This is a genomic window from Shewanella acanthi, assembly GCF_019457475.1.
GTDB lineage: Bacteria > Pseudomonadota > Gammaproteobacteria > Enterobacterales > Shewanellaceae > Shewanella > Shewanella acanthi.
The window spans coordinates 336,813-358,618 of sequence record NZ_CP080413.1; the positions used below are offsets into that span (position 1 = coordinate 336,813).

The following is a 21,806-nucleotide window of genomic DNA, read 5'->3' on the forward strand; positions in this document are numbered from 1 at the left end:
CCGTTTTTACAATGTGGCTATTTCAAACGATCGAGTATCTTATTGCAACCCCAAATGGTATGCTTGCACAATGAGCCAAACACATTTATCCAATCAAAAATTTGCCGACCTACCTTTGCATCCAGAGGTAAAACAGGCCCTTGCCGAAAACGGCTTTGAATTCTGTACGCCAATTCAGGCGTTATCGCTTCCTGTATTACTTCAATCAAAAGATATTGCTGGTCAAGCTCAAACGGGCACAGGTAAGACGATGGCGTTTTTGGTAGCCACGTTTAACCACTTGCTATCGACTTCCGTTCCTGAAGGTCGCCAATTAAATCAGCCCCGCGCTATCATTATGGCGCCAACCCGTGAGCTGGCAATTCAAATCGCTAAGGATGCGATTCTCCTCGCCAAACATACTCACTTAAAAGTGGGGATTGTGTATGGTGGTGAAAGCTATGAAACACAACGTAAAGTATTAGATCAAGGTGTAGATATTCTTATCGGCACCACTGGACGTATTATCGATTACGTGCGCCAAGGGGTGATTAGCTTAAACGCGATTCAAGCCGTGGTGCTCGACGAAGCCGACCGCATGTTTGACCTAGGATTTATCAAAGATATTCGTTTCCTGTTTAGACGCATGCCTGGTGCAGACCAACGCCTTAATATGTTGTTCTCGGCGACACTGTCGATGAAGGTACAGGAACTGGCCTACGATCATATGAACGATCCGGTCAAAGTCGAGATCGCGCCAGAAGAGAAAACCTCTAAGAACATTAAAGAAGAAATCTTCTATCCTTCCCAAGAAGATAAAATGCGCTTACTGCTGACGCTGATTGAAGAAGATTGGCCTGAAAAAGCCATTGTATTCTCCAACACTAAGCACAGCTGCGAAAACCTCTGGTCTTGGCTTGAAGGTGACGGCCATCGCGTGGGTTTACTCACTGGTGATGTGCCACAGAAGAAACGTATTCGTATTCTTGAGCAATTCACACAAGGTCAGCTAGATATTCTGGTTGCAACAGACGTTGCTGCGCGAGGCCTGCATATCTCCGACGTATCCCACGTTTACAATTATGATTTACCCGATGATTGTGAAGACTATGTGCATCGTATTGGCCGTACTGGCCGTGCGGGTAACAAAGGGGTGTCGGTCAGCTTTGCCTGCGAAGAATATGCCTTGAATCTGCCGGCGATTGAAAGCTATATCAATCACTCGATTCCGGTCAGTAATTATGATCGCGATGCCTTGCTTGAAGATATTCCGCCACCGGTAAAAATCCACCGTAAACATCCATCCGGCCCGCGTAATGCGCGCGAGCGTTCTGGAACTGGGCGACCACAGGGTGCCCATCGAAGTGGTGGACGTCCACCTCGCCATGACAGGACACGTAGACAGTCGTAAATGCCAACACCATCTTATGCTGCCATTACTTTAGGCTCTAATAGTTTTAATATGCTGATCGCAAGGACAAAAGGCGGTCAGCCCCACATTATTGCTAAATACAAGCGCAAGGTTAGGCTCGCTGAAGGTATCGGTGAATCTGGCAGTTTAACGCCTGAGGTCATGCAACGCGGTTTAGATTGCCTGGGCATGTTTGCCGAGATGCTTGCGCTGCATAAGATTGAACCTAACCATGTTGCGGTGATTGCCACCGCGACACTGCGTTGTATCAATAATGCCGATGAGTTTAACGCAAAAGCGATACCGATACTGGGTCGTCCCATCGAGATTATCTCGGGGATGCGCGAAGCCGAGTTGATTTATCAGGGCATGGTTGCTACGACCACTGGGCAGGGGCGCCGACTCGTTATCGATATAGGTGGCGCCAGTACTGAGTTTATTGTTGGTGACGGTCATCAAGTGTTATTTAAAACCAGTTTACCTATGGGCAGCGTGACCTATAATCGCCGCTTCTTCAGTAATGCCCCTTTCCAAGAGCTCGATTTTGAGGATGCTAAGCAGGATGCATTGGTTGTCTTGGGCGAGCATCGTAAAACCTTAAAGGATTTCGGTTGGCACTGTGTGGTTGGCGCATCAGGGGCGGTACAATCCGTGGTCGAAGTGTTGCTTTATCGTAAACAGTCCGAAGCCATCACCTTAAAAGTGTTAAATCAGCTTAAGGAAGAAATTCTGGCCGAGGAAGATGCTAAGCTCTCAGGGATTATTGGCTTGAGTAGCGAACGTGCACCAACCTTTGCAGCGGGTGTGGCCATACTTATTGCCCTGTTTGAACATTTAGGTGTTGAGCAGTTAACCCTGTCGGGTGGCGCGCTAAGGGAAGGGGTGCTGATGATGTTAGCCCAGCGGATTTTGGAAGAAACGATCTAACCTATCTCGATGACTACATTGATTAACAAAAAGGCCGCTAAGCGAGTAACTTAGCGGCCTTTTTGTATTAAGTGTAAATCTTGAATTTATTTAAGAATATCGCTTAAGTCATTTTCGAGTGAAACGGTTGGACGCTCAACGATACGGCCAATTTCTTCGCCCTTTTGCATCACGATAAAGGTTGGGATGCGTTTAAAATCGTACTTAGCCGCTAAACCATCAGGATCTTGTTTAGTACGGTCAACCCCAATGTAGGTCACTTTGATATTTGGGTTGGCCACTTCTTCCATAATGCGGATAAAACGTGGGGTTTCACGGTGACAATCTGGGCACCAAGTACCAATGATCACGACAATCTCAGTCGGCTCTGTTACCGCTTTGAGTGGTGCAATTGAGGTGGTATCCACCTGATAGCTTTTGTAGCCCTCAGCGAATTCGTTGAGGTCTTTAACTAAATGCTGCGCTTCAACTTTACCGGTTAAAATCACTTCTTGTTTCTCCTCGCTGCAGGTCGCAATCAAGCCCTGTTGTTGCTCTTCAAATCCACAGCCACCGTTTGCCAGCGTTTGGCAGCTAAAAAACAACGCGGTTGTGGCGAGTAATGCTTTGACATTATTGTGCATGATATGTCCTCAAAGTCGAAGAAGAATATGAGGTTGCATTCAAACACTAATAAAGCTTTTCTAAAAGTAGCTAATCCATTTGCTGCAAGCCAGATCACGCAACACTTGGCGATTTTAGCTACTTGCTCGCAAATTTATGATTTTGCTCGCTTCTATTAAGCGTGCGTTAATAGCTTTTCTAGAATCGGCTTATTGGCATCGGGGAAGTCATAGTTGGCGAGTTCGCTTTTATCCACCCAAGCAATAAGCTGACCCTCAAGCCCTTGGGCATTGCCACTAAATTGAGTCACGGTATGGATATCGAGCAATACCTGCTTGTCGGGGTAATCGTAACTCAATGCCATAAAGGGTTCGCTCGATTCTACATCGAGGGCAATTTCTTCTTTTAGCTCGCGGATTAGCGCCTGTGAGACGGTTTCATCTAACTCTACTTTGCCACCCGGGAATTCCCATTTGCCACCTTGATGTAAATGGTCAGGACGTTTGGCGAGGAGGACTTGGCCCTGCGCGTTGAGGATAATGCCAACGGCAACATGGATACGTTTTGTCATGGGATTCTTCTTAAAGCTGATGCGTTTATTTGAGGGGCATTATTAAATTAATGCCTTGGGCTTATTCTTAAACTTATGTTTTGAAGACTATTCTTTAAAACCTATTCTTTGAAAAAGCTTTCTTCGTCGTAACCGAGTTCATCTAAGGCATCGAGATCAAATTCTGATTTTACCGGAATGGCGTGTTTTTCTGACGCCCAATCGCCAAGGTCAATCATCTTGCAGCGCTCACTACAAAAGGGCTTAAATTCGGACTGTGGTACCCATTCAACTGGGGTTTTACAGATAGGGCAATTAACAGTTAACGGCATATAAAGGCTCTCTTTAATAGCAGATGCATCGCAATAGTATTGCAGTACTAAAGCCTAAACCTTATTAGATTGAGCTAGAGCAGACAGTGTGGCGATGCTAATTGCCGTTAGTCTAAAGACTTCAGGCGCAGGTCGCCAGTAGGAAATCGATACTGCGGTCCGAATGACGTTGCTGGTCGAATTGCACAAAATGGATGGCGTAACGGTTTTTATGGCCGCTGATAGTTGGATAACAGCCATGTGCGGCGTCGAGTTTGACTCTGACTAAGGAGAGAGCTTGAGCGCTATCGCCTTGAAAAAATCCGGCATGGGCGGTGGCGTTATCAAAGTGTGCCGTACTGCGGGTGAGTTGTAATAGAAGGTTAATGGGGTTGAGCAGTGGCTCAAAGTGTGCAATCCAGTGTCGGTAGTCCTGCTGACGTTCTTCCCAAGGCTTAGCGAGCCAATAATGCAGTTGCGGTAGGTCGAAGTTGCAACAGGCGCCCGGCATACCAAAGCGCTGTCTTAACGCGGAGAGGAATCTGTCCTGTTTTAGCTGAGTGCCGCAGCGCTCGGGTTTTTGCAGTGGTTCGCGAGCCAGCGACAATGCCTCGATATATTGCTCAATTTGTTGCTTGTCTACATGTTCAAGCGCTTGCCATTTGCCGAGTTGGATAAGATTACGCTCAATATCTTTTAATACTTCATTGCGATAATCGCAGCGCTCGGATAATTCACACAGGGAAAAAAGCGGGTAAAAGCAACGGTGTTGGTGGTCGTGATTGAGATTATTACTAAGCTGTTTATTGAGGTATTCGAGCCGAAGATAACTGCGGATTTTCTCATTTAACGGCTGTTCATAAACTAAATCAGTCATGGGCAATATGCGTACCGGATAATTGTAAGTAGCGTTGGTGCAATGCATGCACTTCTTGTTTTAGGGCTGAAACCTCACCCTGATTATCAATGACGTCGTCGGCCTTGGCGAGTTTCTCACTGCGACTGCATTGGCTGCTGATAATGCTATTTACCTGAGTTGCATCGACATTATCCCGTTTTACTGTGCGACTGACTTGCAGCTCGGGTGAAATATCCACCACCAAAGTCCGATTGACTAACTTATCTAACCCATTTTCAAATAGCAAGGGTGCAACAATAATCACATAATCAGAGTGAGCATTTTTAACTTGATTAAACATCTCTTGGCGGATCATCGGGTGCAGTAATTGGTTTAGCCATTCGCGCTCTTCACCTTGGCTAAAAATCAGTGCCCTTAACTTGGCGCGATCGAGCTCGCCATTTGGGGTTAAAATATCAACACCAAAGTGATTTACGATTGCTTGCAGGCCGTGGGAACCTGGAGCTACTACGTCACGGGCAACCAGATCGGCATCGACAATAGGTATCCCCAGTTCGGCAAACAAATTGGCGACTGTGGTTTTGCCACTGCCAATACCACCTGTTAGACCGACAATAAATTTAGCCATAACTCTTTTCTTAACTTCTGTCTTAATGGGATATTTTGGAGGTTCTAGGTTCTAGGGCTTAAATAGCACTTAAATACCAATCTACAATGGGTTGACCCCAAATGACTGCAATCCAACCCGCTGCAGCGATATAGGGGCCAAAGGGAATGGGGTTACTCAATTGATTGCGCATACCCTTACGATTAGCCACTATTATAGTGATACCCACAACAGCCCCAACTAGGGATGATAGTAGAATCACCAACGGCAGCATTTGCCAACCAAGCCAAGCACCAAATACGGCTAGCAGCTTAAAGTCGCCATAACCCATACCTTCTTTACCCGTGAGTAATTTAAATAGCCAAAATACTGACCAGAGGCTTAAATAACCTGCCGCGGCACCAATAATGGCATCGGTGGGGCTCGTGAACATCTGGTTAAGATTTAAAAGTAAACCTAACCATAACAGCGGCAGGGTGAGTTGATCGGGCAGTAGCATTTCATCTAAGTCGATACCTGTTAGGGCAACGAGTACAAAGGTGAGCAGGCTAGTAAAGACAAACTGCCAGCTTGGGCCAAAATGCCAAGCAAGGGTTGCTACTAAAAGCCCTGTGATTAACTCAATAATGGGATAGCGTGCAGAAATCGGTGCTTTGCAGGCGGCGCATTTGCCCCTAAGCATCAACCAACCCAGCATCGGCAAGTTATGCCATGGTTTGATGGCGGTTTTACACTTTGGACAGGCAGAACCTGGCACAATTAAATTGTATTTTTCAGGGTAATGATCAATGGGTTTATTGAGTGTATCGATACCAACCTGTCGAATTTGTGTTAGTAAATCGGCATGGTATTCTTCCAAATAGCCATTACATTCCTGCTGCCATTCCCGCTTCATCATCACGGGTAAGCGGTGAATCACTACATTTAAAAAGCTGCCAATAGTGGCGGCAAAGATAAAGCTTAAACTTATAAACAGCCAAGGAAGCCGTTCTAGACTAGAGATAAATTCGGACATTTTAATTCTTATAAATTAGCGCTGACTATTTTTGGGTTCATATTTTAGACCCTAGACCCTAGACCCTAGACCGTAGACCGTAGACCGTAGACCGTAGACCGTAGACCGTAGACCCTAGACCCTAGACCCTAGACCGTAGACCGTAGACCGTAGACCGTAGACCGTAGACCGTTAACCCACCACATTACCCATTTGGAAGATAGGCAGATACATACCAACAATCAAACCGCCAACTAAGGTGCCAATTACCACCATCATTATTGGTTCAATTAGGCTAGAAAGACCATCGACCGCATCATCTACCTGCATCTCGTAGATATTGGCAACTTTATTGAGCATATTATCAAGCGAACCCGATTCTTCACCAATCATCACCATTTGGATTAGCATATCGGGGAACAGCCCAGTGGTGCGCATAGCGACGTTCATCTGCATCCCCGCCATCACTTCCTGGCGTACTTTTAATAGGGCTTTTTTATATACGGCGTTACCGGAAGCGCCAGCGGCTGACTCCATACCATCAATCAAAGGCACACCGGCGGCAAAGGTAGTGGCTAGGGTGCGAGAGAAACGCGCCATCGCGGCTTTATGTAAAATCTCACCAATTACAGGTATTTTTAGCACCATTTCATCGATTCTGTCTCTAAAAGTTTGCGAATTACGATGGGCGCGAACAAATAACCAAATAGCAATTACAATGCCTGCAAAGAAAAAGTACCAAGAACTTTGTAAAAAGCGTGAAATACCGATAATGAGCTGGGTAAAGGCGGGCAGTTCTGCGCCAAAACTTGCAAAAATCTCTTCAAATTGAGGAACAACAAAGAGCAATAGAAGCGTAGTTACCAGAATAGCGACTACTACTACCGCAGCAGGATAAAACATCGCTTTTTTGATTTTTGATTTTAGTGCCTCTGCTTTTTCTCTGTAGGTGGCAATACGATCGAATACTGCATCGAGGGAGCCTGAGTGTTCACCCGCAGCCACTAAGTCGACATAGAGATCATCGAAATAGCGCCTATGGGGGCGCAGCGCATCGGATAAGGGGATACCCGATTGCACCTCAGAAAGAATACCCCCTAATAGTTCTCGCATTTTTTGTTTTTCATGGCCACGGCCAAGCATTTCGATTGTGGTGACTAAAGGCACACCTGCGGCCAGCATGGTCGCTATCTGGCGAGTGACCATGGCGATATCCATGGGTTTAATATCGGGATTTCGAGAAAAAAAAGGTGCCGCTTTTTTGCGTACTGTTTTAGGGTTTACGCCCTGGGATTTAAGCTGGCTTTTTACCTCGGCAACAGTAGCGCCCTTAAGCTCACCACCGGTTTTTTGGCCATCGCGGTTTAGGCCTTTCCATTCGAAAGTATAAATCTTAGGTGGAGCTTTTTGTTCAGTTCGGCCATTGCGCGACTTTCTTGCGCTAGTTGCGGTTGCCATAAATAATCCTTTTGTTTATCGAAGTGCTAGAACCTAGAACCTAGAACCTAGAACCTAGAACCTAGAACCTAGAACCTTTCGTTATCCAAAACTAGTGACGCGATTCACTTCGGCGATACTGGTTACGCCCTGAACTACTTTTAATAAGCCAGATTCACGCAGATCGCGCATTCCCTGTGATTTGGCTTGATCGGCAATCTGCAGTGAATTGCCGCCTTCCATAATAGTTCGGGCAATTTCATCGGACATTTTCATCACTTCGTAAATACCGACTCGGCCCTTATAGCCGCCGGAGCAGTGCTCGCAACCTACGGGTTTATAGGTTTTAAAGCCTTGGGAAATTTGATCTTGGGTAAAGCCTAAACGAAGCAGTTCATGCTCGGGAATATGCTCTTCTTGCTTACACTCAGTACATAAACGCCGTGCAAGACGCTGGGCAATGATCAGGTTTACGGAGCTTGCGATATTATAACCAGGTACACCCATGTTGATTAAACGGGTGAGGGTTTCGGCAGCGGAGTTGGTATGCAGCGTCGATAACACCAAGTGACCCGTTTGTGCCGCCTTAATGGCAATCTCTGCGGTTTCAAGGTCACGAATTTCCCCAACCATCACTACATCGGGGTCTTGACGTAAAAATGAGCGTAGCGCAGAGGCGAAGGTTAAGCCCGCCTTTAAGTTAATATGAACTTGGTTAACCCCTTCAAGGTTAATTTCGACCGGGTCCTCAGCGGTGGAGATATTACGTTCGCTGGTATTTAAAATATTTAAACCAGTATATAGAGATACTGTTTTACCCGAACCCGTAGGGCCAGTGACTAAGATCATCCCTTGGGGTTTGGCTAGCATCTCAAGGTAAAGCTTTTCTTGGTCCGGCTCATAGCCCAGTTTTTCGATGCCCAATTGTGCGGAGGAGGAATCCAAAATCCGCATTACAATCTTTTCACCCCAGAGGGTCGGAAGTGTACTTACCCGAAAGTCGATGGACTTAGTGCGGGAAAGCTTCATCTTAATTCGGCCATCTTGGGGGACTCGGCGCTCAGCAATATCGAGTTTCGACATCACCTTTAAGCGCGCTGATAAGCGTCCTGATAAGCTAATAGGTGGTTCAGACACTTCATGCAAAATACCGTCGATGCGAAAACGAATACGGTAGCGCTTCTCGTAGGGCTCGAAATGCAAATCCGATGCGCCCTTACGGATGGCATCTGTTAGGATTTTATTGATATAGATAACAATGGGTGCATCATCGCTGCCATCGGCATTATCTTCTGGCCGTTTGTCGGTATCGGTAACTTCTATTCCCGCAAGTGCCGCCTCATCCATTCCACCTAAATCGAGACTGGATAAATCTTCTTCGAGTACCTTTTCTAAGGCTTTGGCTAGCTTATCCTCTTCCACCAAAATCGCTTCAGCGTGCAAACCTGCACTAAATTGAAATTCTTCGAGGGCGGCAATATTGGTGGGATCGGATGTGGCAATATAGAGGCGGTTACCGCGCTTAAATAATGGTAAACAGCGGTGTTTCTCTATTAGTTTTTTATTCAGGAACTCATCGGGGATGGCGCCAATATCAAATTCGGCCAAATCCAGTAGCGGGGTGCCATATTCTTCATAGCAAAGCTCGGCAATGCTACGGGATGAAATCAGCTGGGTTTGTACTAGAGTACTTACTAATGCTTGCTTTGATTGCCTCGATTTGGCAATAGCAGTGGCCATCTGCTCTTCATTAAGCAGACCCTTACGAATAAAGAGAGTTGATAAACCTAAATGAAGACCGGATGTAGGCATATTTTTTACTTTTTACCTTAAGGCATTCGATAATTCGAATGCCTTAAGGTTTTTCTATTATGGGTTTGCTGGTGCTGCTGCTGCGTAAGACTTGCTAGAACATAGTTCTTCATTGGCGCAATCGACACTCCAGCGAACAGAACCATCAGTTTGTACATTGGGTGTCAATGTGTAAGTATCTGCAGCTACTAATCCTTTATAAGCATTAGGCGTAGCTACTAAGTCTGTACCATCCCATTCTACGGATGCAACAGCTGCGCCGTTATCACCTAAGTCGTTTGGAATTCCATTTGTTCCGGGAGTGTTACAGTTAGCAGCAAAGTTATCAGGACCTTCTACTTGTGCACAGGCTTCAATAGCAACTTTAGCTGCTTGCGTTGCATTAATCACTTCAGTATATGCAGATTTTTTAATGTAATTTTGATAAGCAGGTAATGCGATAGCAGCCAAAATACCGATGATGGCAACTACGATCATTAATTCAATCAGAGTAAAACCCTGAGCCTTTTTGTTTAACTTAGTGTTTAAACGCTTGTTCATTGCTTTCATTTTAATCTCTCCAGCTTACGCAGTGTAAAATTAACTGTTTACTTTTAACGAATTAACACTCTGTGTTTTGAGTACAATCCGTAAAGTAAGTGAGTTATCGACTTATCTCAAAACTCATTTTACTAGCAGCCCTCTATTCCATATTGAGGCTTGTAGTGAGCACAAGACTTATCGTCCATACAACCTTTTTATGCAGCCAGTGTATACAGCTTGGCTACAATTTCGATACGACTATACCATGGTGAGTGACAAATTGATGTAGCTACAAATTTCTTTGTTAACAATAAATCTACAAACCATCAGCACGTCATTTCGTATAGGTTATACCCAATTGAATCGTCAAGCATTTTTTGCTCGCCATCCAGCTTGTGTAAACCTCGATTAGCTTAGGGCTTAAGCTTAAATTGCTTTGCCTGTTAACCAATCTTAACGTTACTCGGTACTAAATCTCCTCGGTATGAGGCCTTGCCGCCTATGCTGATGCTATGCCTACTTAGTAAGCTTTACATGGTAGAAACACACTAGGTATTAATAGCACTTCGCATAAAGTTGCATGGTATTTATCCCGCGTTTCGGTTAGGTCGACCTAGGTCGCTTCACCTCGGTAAAAGTTAGTACAAAGTTATACAAATTGAAACAGCTTTTTTTAAGAAAACATCAATAAAATGATTATTTTGTCTAAAAAAATAGCAATATCCAGCGTTAGGTTCTAACAATATTTTGACATCGATATTTTATTGGCGATTTGGTTATGAATGCCAATATTTTGTCATTTTGATAGGTGAGGGTAAGTTTCTGTTAGGCTTAGGATTTTACCCGATTAATTGGCAGTAAAACCCCTCGATAGGGAAGTGAGCGATTTGATTAAAAGGTATTTGTTTGTTTTATCGTACTTTTATTAGGTGTGATTGTTTTAGGAGTTGGATCACTATATTTTGACGTGATAGTTATCATCTAGATTCTAGGCTCTGAACCTAGAACCTAGAACCTAGAACCTAGAATCTAGAATCTAGAACCTAGAACCTAGAACCTAGAACCTAGAACCTAGAACCTAGAACCTAGAACCTAGAACCTAGAACCTAGAACCTAGAACCTAGAACCAGCCGTTACGATTTTAACCTTAAGGATAAATCCAACGCTTTGATATGCTTAGTCAGCGCACCGACTGAGATATAGTCAACGCCCGTTTTGGCAAATTCAGCTAAGGTATCTAAGGTGACATTGCCCGAGACTTCGAGTTTGGCGCCGCTTCCTTTGGACTTGTATTGACTGTTTAGTTCAACCGCTTCAACCATCATAGTGATATCGAAGTTATCTAACATGATGATATCTGCGCCTGCATCTAAGGCTAACGCGAGTTCGCTTAAGGATTCGACTTCCACTTCAACGGGTTTATTTGGATGCAAACCACGTGCGGTAGACACTGCTTCTGCAATGCCGCCGCAGGCCATAATGTGGTTTTCTTTAATTAAGAAGGCATCGTACAAACCGATACGGTGGTTTTTACCGCCACCGCAAGTCACGGCATATTTTTGGGCTGTGCGTAGGCCAGGAATAGTTTTGCGGGTATCGAGCAGGCGAGTGTGAGTACCCGCTAACTTATCAACATAGTGTTTTGTGAGTGTGGCAACCCCGGAGAGGGTTTGAATAAAGTTCATTGCGGTGCGCTCGCCCGTCAGAATGGCACGGGCAGGGCCGGAGAGTTCACACAACACTTGGTTTGGTACTAATAGGTCGCCATCGTCCACATGCCAACGGATGGCGACTTCGCCACCGAGTTGATTAAACACTTGCTCTGCCCAAGCTTTGCCACAAAAAACGCCTTCTTCGCGGGTGATCAGTGTCGCTTCGGCATATTTATCGGCGGGGATCAGTTGGGCGGTAATGTCACCGTGGGCTTGGGCTTTAGTGTGCTCGCTGATTTCGATACCGCCGAGATCTTCACTGAGGGCGGTTTTGACTGCGTGGCGAATATCGTTTTCTAACATGGTATAGATCCTTGCTTTACTGCCTGCGTGACTCTTTTATGACTTCCGAAGGTAAAGCTACTTCCTTAGATTTAGCGACTTCCGAAGATTTAGCATTAATCGCCAGTAGTTGACTCAATTTGGAATGACTACTCGCAGTAAGGTTTTGTTCGAGCCTTATGAGGCGCTAAGGTTACCACCTCAGGCATAGGATAAAAAGTCACGCGCCTTTAACCGTCTAAGATTATAGACCGCAATGGATTCATCAATACGGTTTTATCCACGTATGGGTATTATTTATTCCTTATCTATCCGCAGTGTATTCAGCTACCTAAGCTGGTAAACTGCTTAGGTTTTTGTTAGGAAGCCAGCTGTTTAATCGCAAGGTAAAAATCACATGGCTGCCCTGACATTTGCTGTTATTGATTAGCCCAAACTCCAACAATAATGGTTATAGAGGTGAATGGTGATATATGAGCTTTAATGCGGGTTGGTTTTCATCGGCTAGGCGCTGTGAGTCGCCACATTTTAATCAGCGTCCCTTTGGCGAAGTGAGCCTGTTAGTCATTCACAATATCAGCCTGCCAGCGGGTTGCTTTGGCTTGCCCTTTATTGACCAGCTATTTCAAGGTTGTTTGGATATCAATGCCGATCCGAGTTTTAAGGATTTAGCCGGACTTGAAGTCTCGGCGCATTTTTTAATTCGACGCGACGGCGAGTGCGTGCAATATGTGAGTTGCGACGACAGAGCCTGGCATGCGGGCGTGTCGCGTTATGGCGAGCGTGATAATTGCAATGACTTTGCGGTGGGAATTGAGCTCGAAGGCACCGACCTTGAGCCTTATACCGATGCGCAATATCAACAGCTGGTCTTACTAACCGAGGCACTGATTGCACAGTACCCATTGATGAGTGCAAAGCGGATAGTCGGCCATTGCGATATTGCGCCTATGCGTAAAACTGACCCAGGCCCGAGTTTTGATTGGAAGCGATATTTAACCGCTTTAGGCGAATAGCCAAGCGTGAATACGTTGTAAATTACACCCAAGTAAGCAGAGAGTGTTAAATAGGTAATTGATGCTATGCGATTTTACCAATGTTGCGTTAAGTTGTTATTCTTAGTTATGCGCTCAATTTTCGCCTGAATCAAAGGCTAATCAAGGAGGAATCGATGGCATTATTTTCATTGCTGGTTGCCATTTTGGTGGAGCGACTTAAATTTCTCCCATCATCATGGCAGTGCGACCGAGTACTGCAATCCTATCAAAGCACGTTTTTTGGCGACAAAGCCTCACTCACACCATCGACTATGGCGTTAGCCTTAATTCTGCCAGCTGTAGTGGTTTATGTTCTCGGTTGGTTAGTCTCTGGCATGTTTTGGGGATTACTCAATCTTGCCCTTTGGGTTGTGGTGGCGGTGATTTGTTTTAATCATCAAAAACAACGGGAAATGTTCAAAAAGTACATGCTGGCAGCGTGCCGCAGTGATGTGCAGGCCTGCTATCACTTTGCTTCAGAGCTGGATTGCAGTGAATGTCTCGATGCGGTGTCTGAAAAGGAGCTGGGCGCAAAGGTGGGTCAAAGTGTCGCTTGGATTAATTACCGTTATTATGGCGCTGTGGCTTTGTGTTTCATCTTTTTAGGGCCAGTGGGCGCCGTGCTCTATTGTACATCGCGTTTTTACGCCGAAGAAAATATCTGTAAATCACTTAACTTGCCACTGATAGATGATTTGATGTTTGTCCTCGATTGGATCCCTAGCCGCATTTTTGCCTTTGGTTATGCCCTAAGCGGTCAATTTAGCGAGGGACTATCGGCATGGAGTGAACATGCACTCAATATCAATACCAGTGCCAGAAAGCTAGTCACGCAAACCGCGTTAGCCTCGCAGCCTCTGCCTGAAGTCTCAAATGCGCCCATTTGCGTGCAATCGACTTTAGCCCTGCTGGTCTTGAGTAAACGCAATTTCACCTTGATGGTGACTTTACTGTCCTTGCTGACCATCTTTGGGATTGTGAGCTAATGCCCGTCATTCGCTAGACTCACCAGCTTCAAGAGCCAACCTAAGTCACAGTTTCACTCACGTTGCAAAGGAGTTGCGAAATATTACGTAACTCCTTTGCAAACCATCAACAACATCGGCCTCGATCACAAAAAGCGGCTTTTAAGCTGTGATCTATAGCTATGCTAAGTCACAATCCATTGAGGTAATCAGCGTCATCGCTGCCATGATAAATGCAGTCGCACGCTGGCGATTTTCAATAATGCTGGCTCAGATGAGCTGGCTTTCTCTAAGCCGATAAAATTGGTCTATCCTTTGACAGCACGAGTTTTACTGCTGGTAAGTGAGGGGATTTATAGGGTGAATTTTGCAGCTTTGGTTTTCTAATTAGCCTTCACAATTTATCCCTGCGAATTTAACTGATTGTATTTTATTGAGTGCTATCGCAGCTTTTCTTTATCGTCAGTGTGTTTTAAACGGGCTGGGCGATAGGGTCGATTTTCAATCTGGACATCAATAGGCTGATTTGATAAAGTGCGCCCACTCAAAAAAATTGGTAAGACCAATTGACAACTGAGCTTTTACTTTAATTTTCTAGCTCAATCGCTAGAACAAATAAGCTTGAGATGGAGCTACGCGCCTAATGGCCTACAGTAAAATTAGTCAGCCTAAAATTTCTGATGTGATCATGGCTCATTTAGAGCAAATGATCCTTGAAGGCAGTTTGCAGCCTGGGCAGAAGTTACCGCCGGAGCGCGAACTGGCGATTCAGTTTGAAGTTTCTCGTCCGTCATTGCGTGAAGCGATTCAAAAGCTTGAGGCCAAAGGTCTATTGATGCGCCGCCAAGGCGGTGGCACCTATGTAAAAGAACAGCTATGGCAGAGTCTTGCCGATCCTATCGTTGAATTAATGAATGCCGATCCAGAGAGTCAATACGACTTGCTGGAGTTTCGTCATGCCACCGAGGGCATGATGGCCTATTTCGCCGCCCTGCGTGGAACCGATGCCGATATGCAAAATATCAAGCGCATGATCCTCGAGGTGGAAGAGGCAAATAGCATTGAGCAACAGGCGGGCGCCATTGTGCGTTTTTACCGCGCCGTTGCCGAAGCATCGCACAACGTGGCCATGCTTCACCTTGTACTGAGTTTAACCCCTGTGCTGCATAAGAATGTGGCGCAGAACTTGGAGCTTTTAAGCCGCCGCGAAGAAGCTTCAACCATGGCAAACGATCACAGACGGGCGCTGCTCGCTGCTATCGTTCGTCGTGATCCCGAAGCCGCCAGAGAAGCATCGAACGAGCATTTGAGTTATATCGAAGAGGTCATGTTATCTGTGCGGGAAGAAGATAGCCGGTTGCAGCGTAGTTTGCGCCGTTTAAAGAGTGGCGCTTAAGTTTTAAGTTAGCCACGAGCTAGCGCAAAACCTGCCAAAACTAATTTCCATCATGTATATAGAGAAGGACAGTGTCATGTCTGAAGATATGCTACAAGACTTAGATCCGTTAGAGACTCAGGAATGGGTTGACGCCCTGCAAGCCGTATTAGAACAGGAAGGCCCTGAACGTGCCCATTTCCTACTAGAGAAACTGATCGATAAAGCTCGCCGCAATGGTACGCACTTACCTTACACTGCGACCACGGCCTATCTAAACACGATTCCTGCCGGTCAAGAGCCCCACATGCCAGGCAACCAAGAGATGGAACGTCGCATTCGCGCCATCATCCGTTGGAACGCCTTAGCTATGGTTCTGCGTGGTTCTAAGAAAGATTTAGAATTAGGTGGTCACATTTCGAGCTTCGCCTCCAGCGCGACCATTTATGATGTGTGTTTCAACCACTTCTTCCGCGCGCCTAACGAAAAAGACGGCGGCGACTTAGTGTATTTCCAAGGCCATATCGCCCCAGGTATCTACGCGCGTTCTTTCCTTGAAGGTCGTTTAACCGAAGACCAACTGGCGAACTTCCGTCAAGAAGTCGATGGCAAAGGTCTGTCTTCTTATCCGCACCCTAAGTTAATGCCTGACTACTGGCAATTCCCAACGGTATCTATGGGCTTAGGTCCAATCCAAGCGATTTACCAAGCGCGCTTCTTAAAATACCTGACCGACCGTGGTCTGAAGGATTGTTCTGAGCAAACCGTTTACTGCTTCTTAGGCGACGGTGAGTGTGACGAGCCAGAAGCTTTAGGTGCAATCGGTTTAGCCGCTCGCGAAGAGTTAGATAACTTAGTCTTCATCATCAACTGTAACCTGCAACGTCTGGACGGCCCAGTACGTGGTAACGGTAAGATAATTCAAGAACTTGAAGGCGAATTCCGCGGCGCTGGCTGGGAAGTCGTGAAAGTGATTTGGGGTCGTTACTGGGATCCATTATTGGCCCGTGACACTAGCGGTAAGTTACTGCAGTTAATGGAAGAAACCGTCGACGGTGAATACCAAAACTGTAAAGCCAAGGGCGGCGCTTACACTCGCGAACACTTCTTCGGTAAGTACCCAGAAACCGCTGAAATGGTAGCCAACATGTCTGATGATGACATTTGGCGCTTAAACCGTGGTGGTCATGACCCAGTTAAAGTGTACGCAGCATTAGATCACGCCAAGAAGACCAAAGGTCGTCCAACGGTGATCCTCGCGAAAACCGTTAAAGGTTACGGTTTAGGTGATGCGGGTGAAGGTAAAAACATCGCCCACAACGTGAAGAAAATGGGTATCGAGTCTATCCGTTACTTCCGCGATCGTTTCAATATCCCAATTCCAGACGATCAATTAGAAGATCTGCCGTTCTACCACCCAGGTCCAGATTCGGAAGAAGTGAAGTACATGATGAGCCGTCGTGCAGAATTGCATGGCAGCATGCCACGTCGTCTGGAGAAATTCAGCGAAGAGCTGGAAGTACCGTCACTGAAGATTTTCGACTCGATTCTGCAGGGTTCTAATGGCCGTGAAATTTCGTCAACCATGGCGTTTGTTCGCGTACTGACCGCGCTGTTAAAAGACAAGAAAATTGGCAAAAACATTGTGCCAATTATCCCTGACGAAGCCCGTACCTTTGGTATGGAAGGTCTGTTCCGTCAAGTGGGTATTTACGCCCACGAAGGCCAAAAATACGTCCCACAAGACTCTGATCAAGTGGCTTACTACCGTGAGGATAAGTCTGGCCAAGTACTGCAGGAAGGTATTAACGAACTGGGTGCAATGTCATCTTGGGTTTCGGCTGCGACCAGCTACTCAGTGAACGATGTACCTATGATCCCATTCTACATCTACTACTCAATGTTCGGTTTCCAACGTATTGGCGACATGGCTTGGGCAGCGGGTGATATGCGTGCTCGTGGCTTCTTAGTGGGTGGTACTTCTGGCCGTACAACCCTAAACGGTGAAGGTTTACAGCATCAGGACGGTCACAGCCACGTACTGGCTAACACTATTCCTAACTGTATTACTTACGATCCAACCTACGGTTATGAAATTGCCGTTGTGGTTCAAGATGGTATTCGTCGTATGTACGGCGAGCAGCAAGAAGATATCTTCTATTACCTAACCACAATGAACGAAAACTACGAGCAACCTGCCATGCCAGAAGGCGCAGAAGAAGGCATCGTTAAAGGTATCTACAAGTTAGAAACCGTTGCTGGCTCGGGTAAAGGCAAAGTTCAGTTAATGAGCTGTGGCACTATTCTTGAGCAAACCCGTAAAGCGGCTCAAGCACTGGCGAAAGACTTCGGCATTACTGCCGACGTATTTAGCGTAACCAGCTTCAACGAACTGACTCGCGATGGTCAAGCAGTTGAGCGTTGGAACATGCTGCACCCAACTGAAACGCCAAAACAAGCGTATATCAGCCAAGTGATTTCTAGCGATGCACCAGCAATCGCGGCCACTGACTATATGAAGATTTACGGCGAGCAATTACGTGCTTACATGCCAACCGATTACAAAGTGTTAGGTACTGACGGTTTCGGTCGCTCAGACAGCCGCGCGAACCTGCGTCACCACTTCGAAGTGGACGCTAAGTTCATCGTTATCGCAGCACTGAAATCACTGGTTGACCGTAAAGAGCTGCCTGTTGATGTGTTAGCCAATGCCATCAAGGAATACGGCATCGACGCTGACAAGATCAATCCACAGTACGCGTAAGAGGCAAGAATAATGGCTGAATTAAAAGAAGTTTTTGTTCCTGATATCGGCGGCGACGAAGTACAGGTTATCGAAATCTGTGTTTCTGTGGGTGACACTCTGGCTGCGGAAGAATCGATTCTGACCGTTGAAAGCGATAAGGCGACCATGGATATTCCTGCGCCTTTCGCGGGCGTGTTAACCGAGCTGAAAGTCGCTGTCGGTGACAAAATCAGCGAAGGCACCTTAATTGCGATGATGCAAGCAGCGGGAGCTGCCGCTGCCGCTCCTGCTCCTGTTGCAGCACCCGCTCTGGCGGCACCTGCATCTGCACCTGCTCCAGTACAAGCAGCCCCTGTAGCTGCAGCGCCAGCGACGGGCGCAACCCAAGTGGTTGAAGCTAAAGTTGTCGAAATTAGTGTGCCGGATATCGGTGGTGACACCGATGTGTCTGTTATCGAAGTCTTAGTTGCCGTCGGCGATAAGATTGACGTCGATGCAGGTCTTATCACTCTTGAAACCGACAAAGCGACCATGGACGTACCATCACCATTCGCCGGTGTGGTAAAGGAAGTGAAAGTGGCAGTGGGTGACAAGGTTTCCCAGGGCTCACTGGTCATTATGCTCGAAGTGGGCGGTACGGCACCTGCTGCCGTTGCTCCGCAAGCGAGCACGCAAGCAGCCTCTGCGCCTGTGGCTCCAGTAGCAGCCGCAGCGCCAGTGGTTGCCGTGAAAGAAATCCAAGTGCCAGATATTGGTGATGCGAGCAATGTCGATGTGATCGAAGTGCTGGTGTCTGTCGGTGATGACATTACGGTTGATCAGGGCTTAATCACCCTTGAAACCGATAAAGCGACCATGGAAGTCCCTGCGCCATTCGCCGGTAAACTATTGTCGTTAACCGTTAAGGTTGGCGATAAGGTTTCTCAGGGCAGCGTGATTGCGACGATTGAAACTAATTCTGTTGCAACAGTAAGTGCTGGTGCTCCTGTTGCACAAGCATCAGCTCCTGCGCCTGTTGCTCAAGCTGCAGCACCTGCACCTGTGGCTCCAGCGCCTGTGAGTCGTCCTCCTGTGCCGCACCACCCAAGTGCTGGCGCGCCAGTTGCTACTGGTGTGGTTCACGCCTCTCCTGCGGTGCGTCGTCTAGCTCGTGAGTTTGGTGTCGATTTGACTCAAGTCACTGGTACTGGCCGTAAGGGTCGTATCATGAAGGAAGACGTACAGGCATATGTGAAGTACGAACTGTCTCGTCCTAAGGCGACAGCAGCAACCTCAGTTGCAGCGGGTAACGGTGGCGGCCTGCAGGTGATTGCAGCGCCTAAAGTTGATTTCAGCAAGTTCGGTGAAGTGGAAGAAATCCCATTAAGCCGTATCCAGAAGATTTCAGGTCCTAACCTGCACCGCAATTGGGTCACTATTCCACACGTGACTCAGTTTGATGAAGCCGATATCACTGAGCTGGAAGAGTTCCGTAAGCAGCAAAACGATGCGGCGGCGAAGAAGAAAGCCGATTATAAAATCACGCCTCTGGTCTTTATGATGAAAGCCGTGGCGAAGACGCTGCAGCAGTTCCCAGTGTTTAACTCAAGCTTAAGCTCTGACGGTGAATCACTGATCCAGAAGAAGTACTACCATATAGGTGTGGCGGTAGATACGCCAAACGGTCTTGTCGTGCCCGTGGTTCGTGACGTGGATAAGAAGGGCATTATCGAGTTATCACGCGAGCTGACAGATATTTCTATCCGCGCCCGTGACGGTAAGCTTAAATCTGCCGATATGCAGGGCAGCTGTTTCACCATCTCGAGCCTAGGTGGCATTGGTGGCACTGCGTTTACCCCAATCGTAAACTACCCAGACGTGGCGATTTTAGGTGTGTCTAAATCTGAAATTAAGCCTAAATGGAACGGTAAGGAATTCGAGCCTAAATTGATGCTTCCGCTGTCACTGTCTTACGATCACCGCGTGATCGACGGTGCCATGGCTGCACGCTTTAGTGTGACACTGTCAGGAATTCTGTCCGATATTCGCACTCTGATTCTGTAAACAAATAAGGCTGCTCGCTGCGAGTAGCCTTTTGTTTATTGTGATCAGTATCAAACACGGGTTAAAATGCGCCCACCTTACGCGCTGGCGCATTTCTGTTGGCAGGATTGCTCTTAGCCAATGGATTGAATGAGAATTAGAGGAAAACATGAGTAACGAAATCAAAACTCAGGTAGTGGTATTAGGTGCAGGCCCTGCGGGTTATTCTGCAGCTTTCCGTGCGGCAGACTTAGGTCTGGAAACTGTGATTGTTGAACGTTTTAGCACCCTCGGTGGTGTGTGTCTGAACGTGGGTTGTATCCCATCGAAAGCACTGCTACATGTTGCTAAAGTGATTGAAGAAGCCAAAGCTGTTGCTGCACACGGTGTAGTATTCGGCGAGCCAACAATCGATTTAGATAAGTTACGTAGCTTCAAGCAAAAAGTAATCAGCCAGTTAACTGGTGGCTTGGGCGGCATGTCAAAAATGCGCAAAGTTAACGTAGTTAACGGTTTCGGTAAGTTCACTGGCCCTAACAGCCTAGAAGTGACTGCTGAAGACGGCAGCGTAACCGTTGTTAAGTTTGACCAAGCGATCATCGCAGCCGGTTCTCGCCCAATCAAACTGCCATTCATTCCACATGAAGACCCACGTATTTGGGATTCAACCGACGCATTAGAACTGAAAGAAGTTCCAGGCAAACTGCTGGTGATGGGCGGCGGTATCATCGGTTTAGAAATGGGTACAGTTTACTCTTCTCTGGGCAGCCAAATCGACGTGGTTGAAATGTTTGACCAAGTGATCCCTGCTGCTGACAAAGACGTCGTTCGCGTATTCACTAAGCAAATTAAGAAGAAGTTTAATCTTATCCTCGAAACTAAAGTTACCGCAGTTGAAGCCCGTGAAGACGGTATCTACGTTTCTATGGAAGGTAAGAGCGCGCCAACTGAGCCAGTACGTTACGATGCCGTATTAGTGGCAATCGGTCGTACGCCAAACGGCAAGCTGATCGACGCTGACAAAGCAGGCGTTAACATCGATGAGCGTGGTTTCATCAACGTAGACAAGCAATTACGTACTAACGTACCGCACATCTACGCAATCGGTGACATCGTTGGTCAACCAATGTTGGCTCACAAAGGCGTGCACGAAGGCCACGTAGCGGCTGAAGTTATCGCTGGCATGAAGCACTACTTCGATCCAAAAGTGATCCCATCAATCGCTTACACAGATCCTGAAGTGGCCTGGGTAGGTCTGACTGAGAAAGAAGCGAAAGAGCAAGGTATTGCTTACGAAACAGCGACTTTCCCATGGGCAGCATCTGGCCGTGCAATCGCTTCTGATTGCAGCGAAGGTATGACTAAGCTGATTTTCGACAAAGACACTCACCGCGTAATTGGTGGTGCAATCGTTGGTGTTAACGGTGGCGAACTGTTAGGCGAAATCGGCCTAGCAATTGAAATGGGTTGTGATGCTGAAGATTTAGCATTAACTATCCACGCTCACCCAACTCTGCACGAATCAGTGGGTTTAGCGGCTGAGTTATACGAAGGTTCTATTACTGACCTGCCAAACCCAAAGGCAAAGAAAAAGTAATTTAATCTAACGCAAAAAAAAAGCGCCCCATTGGGCGCTTTTTTATTGCCTGAATTAA

At 46.6% G+C, this 21,806-nt stretch carries 18 protein-coding genes; 8 read left to right on the plus strand and 10 right to left on the minus strand.

The genetic code is table 11. The annotated features are described in order from the left end of the window. Positions 1-70 precede the first annotated feature (70 nt). Positions 71-1,390, plus strand: a complete 1,320-nt coding sequence (gene rhlB / locus K0H61_RS01545; RefSeq protein ID WP_220051023.1) for an ATP-dependent RNA helicase RhlB — start codon at positions 71-73, stop codon at positions 1,388-1,390. Then, entirely contained in the window at positions 1,391-2,317 is a 927-nt protein-coding gene (locus K0H61_RS01550; RefSeq protein ID WP_220051024.1) for a Ppx/GppA phosphatase family protein, read from the plus strand. An 86-nt stretch (positions 2,318-2,403) separates the two neighbouring features. Here the strand turns inward: K0H61_RS01550 and K0H61_RS01555 are convergent, their stop codons facing one another. The 10 genes from K0H61_RS01555 to nadC form a co-directional block, all read right to left on the minus strand. Beyond that, positions 2,404-2,940, minus strand: coding sequence for a thioredoxin family protein (locus tag K0H61_RS01555; protein WP_220051025.1), 537 nt, complete (start codon positions 2,938-2,940; stop codon positions 2,404-2,406). Positions 2,941-3,095: 155 nt separating this feature from the next. Next, complete coding sequence (mutT, locus tag K0H61_RS01560; protein WP_220051026.1) at positions 3,096-3,491, minus strand: 8-oxo-dGTP diphosphatase MutT; 396 nt, start codon at positions 3,489-3,491, stop codon at positions 3,096-3,098. Positions 3,492-3,592: 101 nt separating this feature from the next. Beyond that, positions 3,593-3,802 (minus strand): DNA gyrase inhibitor YacG, encoded by a 210-nt coding sequence (gene yacG, locus K0H61_RS01565; RefSeq protein WP_011621218.1) that lies wholly within the window; start codon positions 3,800-3,802, stop codon positions 3,593-3,595. A 121-nt stretch (positions 3,803-3,923) separates the two neighbouring features. Beyond that, complete coding sequence (gene zapD / locus K0H61_RS01570) at positions 3,924-4,658, minus strand: cell division protein ZapD (RefSeq protein ID WP_220051027.1); 735 nt, start codon at positions 4,656-4,658, stop codon at positions 3,924-3,926. Further along, entirely contained in the window at positions 4,651-5,268 is a 618-nt protein-coding gene (gene coaE, locus K0H61_RS01575; protein WP_220051028.1) for a dephospho-CoA kinase, read from the minus strand. Before coaE ends, zapD begins: the two co-directional genes overlap by 8 nt. 58 nt (positions 5,269-5,326) lie before the next feature. Further along, complete coding sequence (locus tag K0H61_RS01580) at positions 5,327-6,262, minus strand: prepilin peptidase (protein ID WP_220051029.1); 936 nt, start codon at positions 6,260-6,262, stop codon at positions 5,327-5,329. 171 nt (positions 6,263-6,433) lie between these two features. Next, positions 6,434-7,699 carry a type II secretion system F family protein gene (locus K0H61_RS01585; RefSeq protein ID WP_220051030.1) on the minus strand — a complete coding sequence of 422 codons (1,266 nt, stop codon included), beginning with the start codon at positions 7,697-7,699 and terminating at the stop codon, positions 6,434-6,436. 81 nt (positions 7,700-7,780) lie between these two features. Then, positions 7,781-9,490: a type IV-A pilus assembly ATPase PilB gene (pilB, locus tag K0H61_RS01590; RefSeq protein WP_220051031.1), complete on the minus strand. Its 1,710-nt coding sequence runs from the start codon at positions 9,488-9,490 to the stop codon at positions 7,781-7,783. A gap of 57 nt (positions 9,491-9,547) precedes the next feature. Beyond that, positions 9,548-10,039: a pilin gene (locus K0H61_RS01595; RefSeq protein WP_286670284.1), complete on the minus strand. Its 492-nt coding sequence runs from the start codon at positions 10,037-10,039 to the stop codon at positions 9,548-9,550. Between the two features lie 1,106 nt (positions 10,040-11,145). Further along, a complete protein-coding gene (nadC, locus tag K0H61_RS01600) occupies positions 11,146-12,027 on the minus strand; it encodes a carboxylating nicotinate-nucleotide diphosphorylase (protein ID WP_220051032.1) in 882 nt (293 codons plus the stop codon). A gap of 452 nt (positions 12,028-12,479) precedes the next feature. Here nadC and ampD point away from each other — a divergent pair, with 452 nt between their 5' ends. From ampD to lpdA, 6 genes are all read left to right on the plus strand, one after another. Beyond that, entirely contained in the window at positions 12,480-13,022 is a 543-nt protein-coding gene (gene ampD / locus K0H61_RS01605) for a 1,6-anhydro-N-acetylmuramyl-L-alanine amidase AmpD (RefSeq protein ID WP_220051033.1), read from the plus strand. Between the two features lie 155 nt (positions 13,023-13,177). Next, complete coding sequence (gene ampE / locus K0H61_RS01610; RefSeq protein WP_220051034.1) at positions 13,178-14,029, plus strand: beta-lactamase regulator AmpE; 852 nt, start codon at positions 13,178-13,180, stop codon at positions 14,027-14,029. 622 nt (positions 14,030-14,651) lie between these two features. Then, a complete protein-coding gene (pdhR, locus tag K0H61_RS01615; RefSeq protein ID WP_220051035.1) occupies positions 14,652-15,404 on the plus strand; it encodes a pyruvate dehydrogenase complex transcriptional repressor PdhR in 753 nt (250 codons plus the stop codon). A 76-nt stretch (positions 15,405-15,480) separates the two neighbouring features. After that, complete coding sequence (gene aceE, locus K0H61_RS01620) at positions 15,481-18,147, plus strand: pyruvate dehydrogenase (acetyl-transferring), homodimeric type (RefSeq protein WP_220051036.1); 2,667 nt, start codon at positions 15,481-15,483, stop codon at positions 18,145-18,147. A 12-nt stretch (positions 18,148-18,159) separates the two neighbouring features. After that, on the plus strand, positions 18,160-20,172 hold the full coding sequence (gene aceF, locus K0H61_RS01625) for a dihydrolipoyllysine-residue acetyltransferase (protein WP_220051037.1): 2,013 nt from the start codon (positions 18,160-18,162) through the stop codon (positions 20,170-20,172). A gap of 148 nt (positions 20,173-20,320) precedes the next feature. Further along, a complete protein-coding gene (gene lpdA / locus K0H61_RS01630; RefSeq protein WP_220051038.1) occupies positions 20,321-21,748 on the plus strand; it encodes a dihydrolipoyl dehydrogenase in 1,428 nt (475 codons plus the stop codon). Positions 21,749-21,806: the final 58 nt, after the last annotated feature.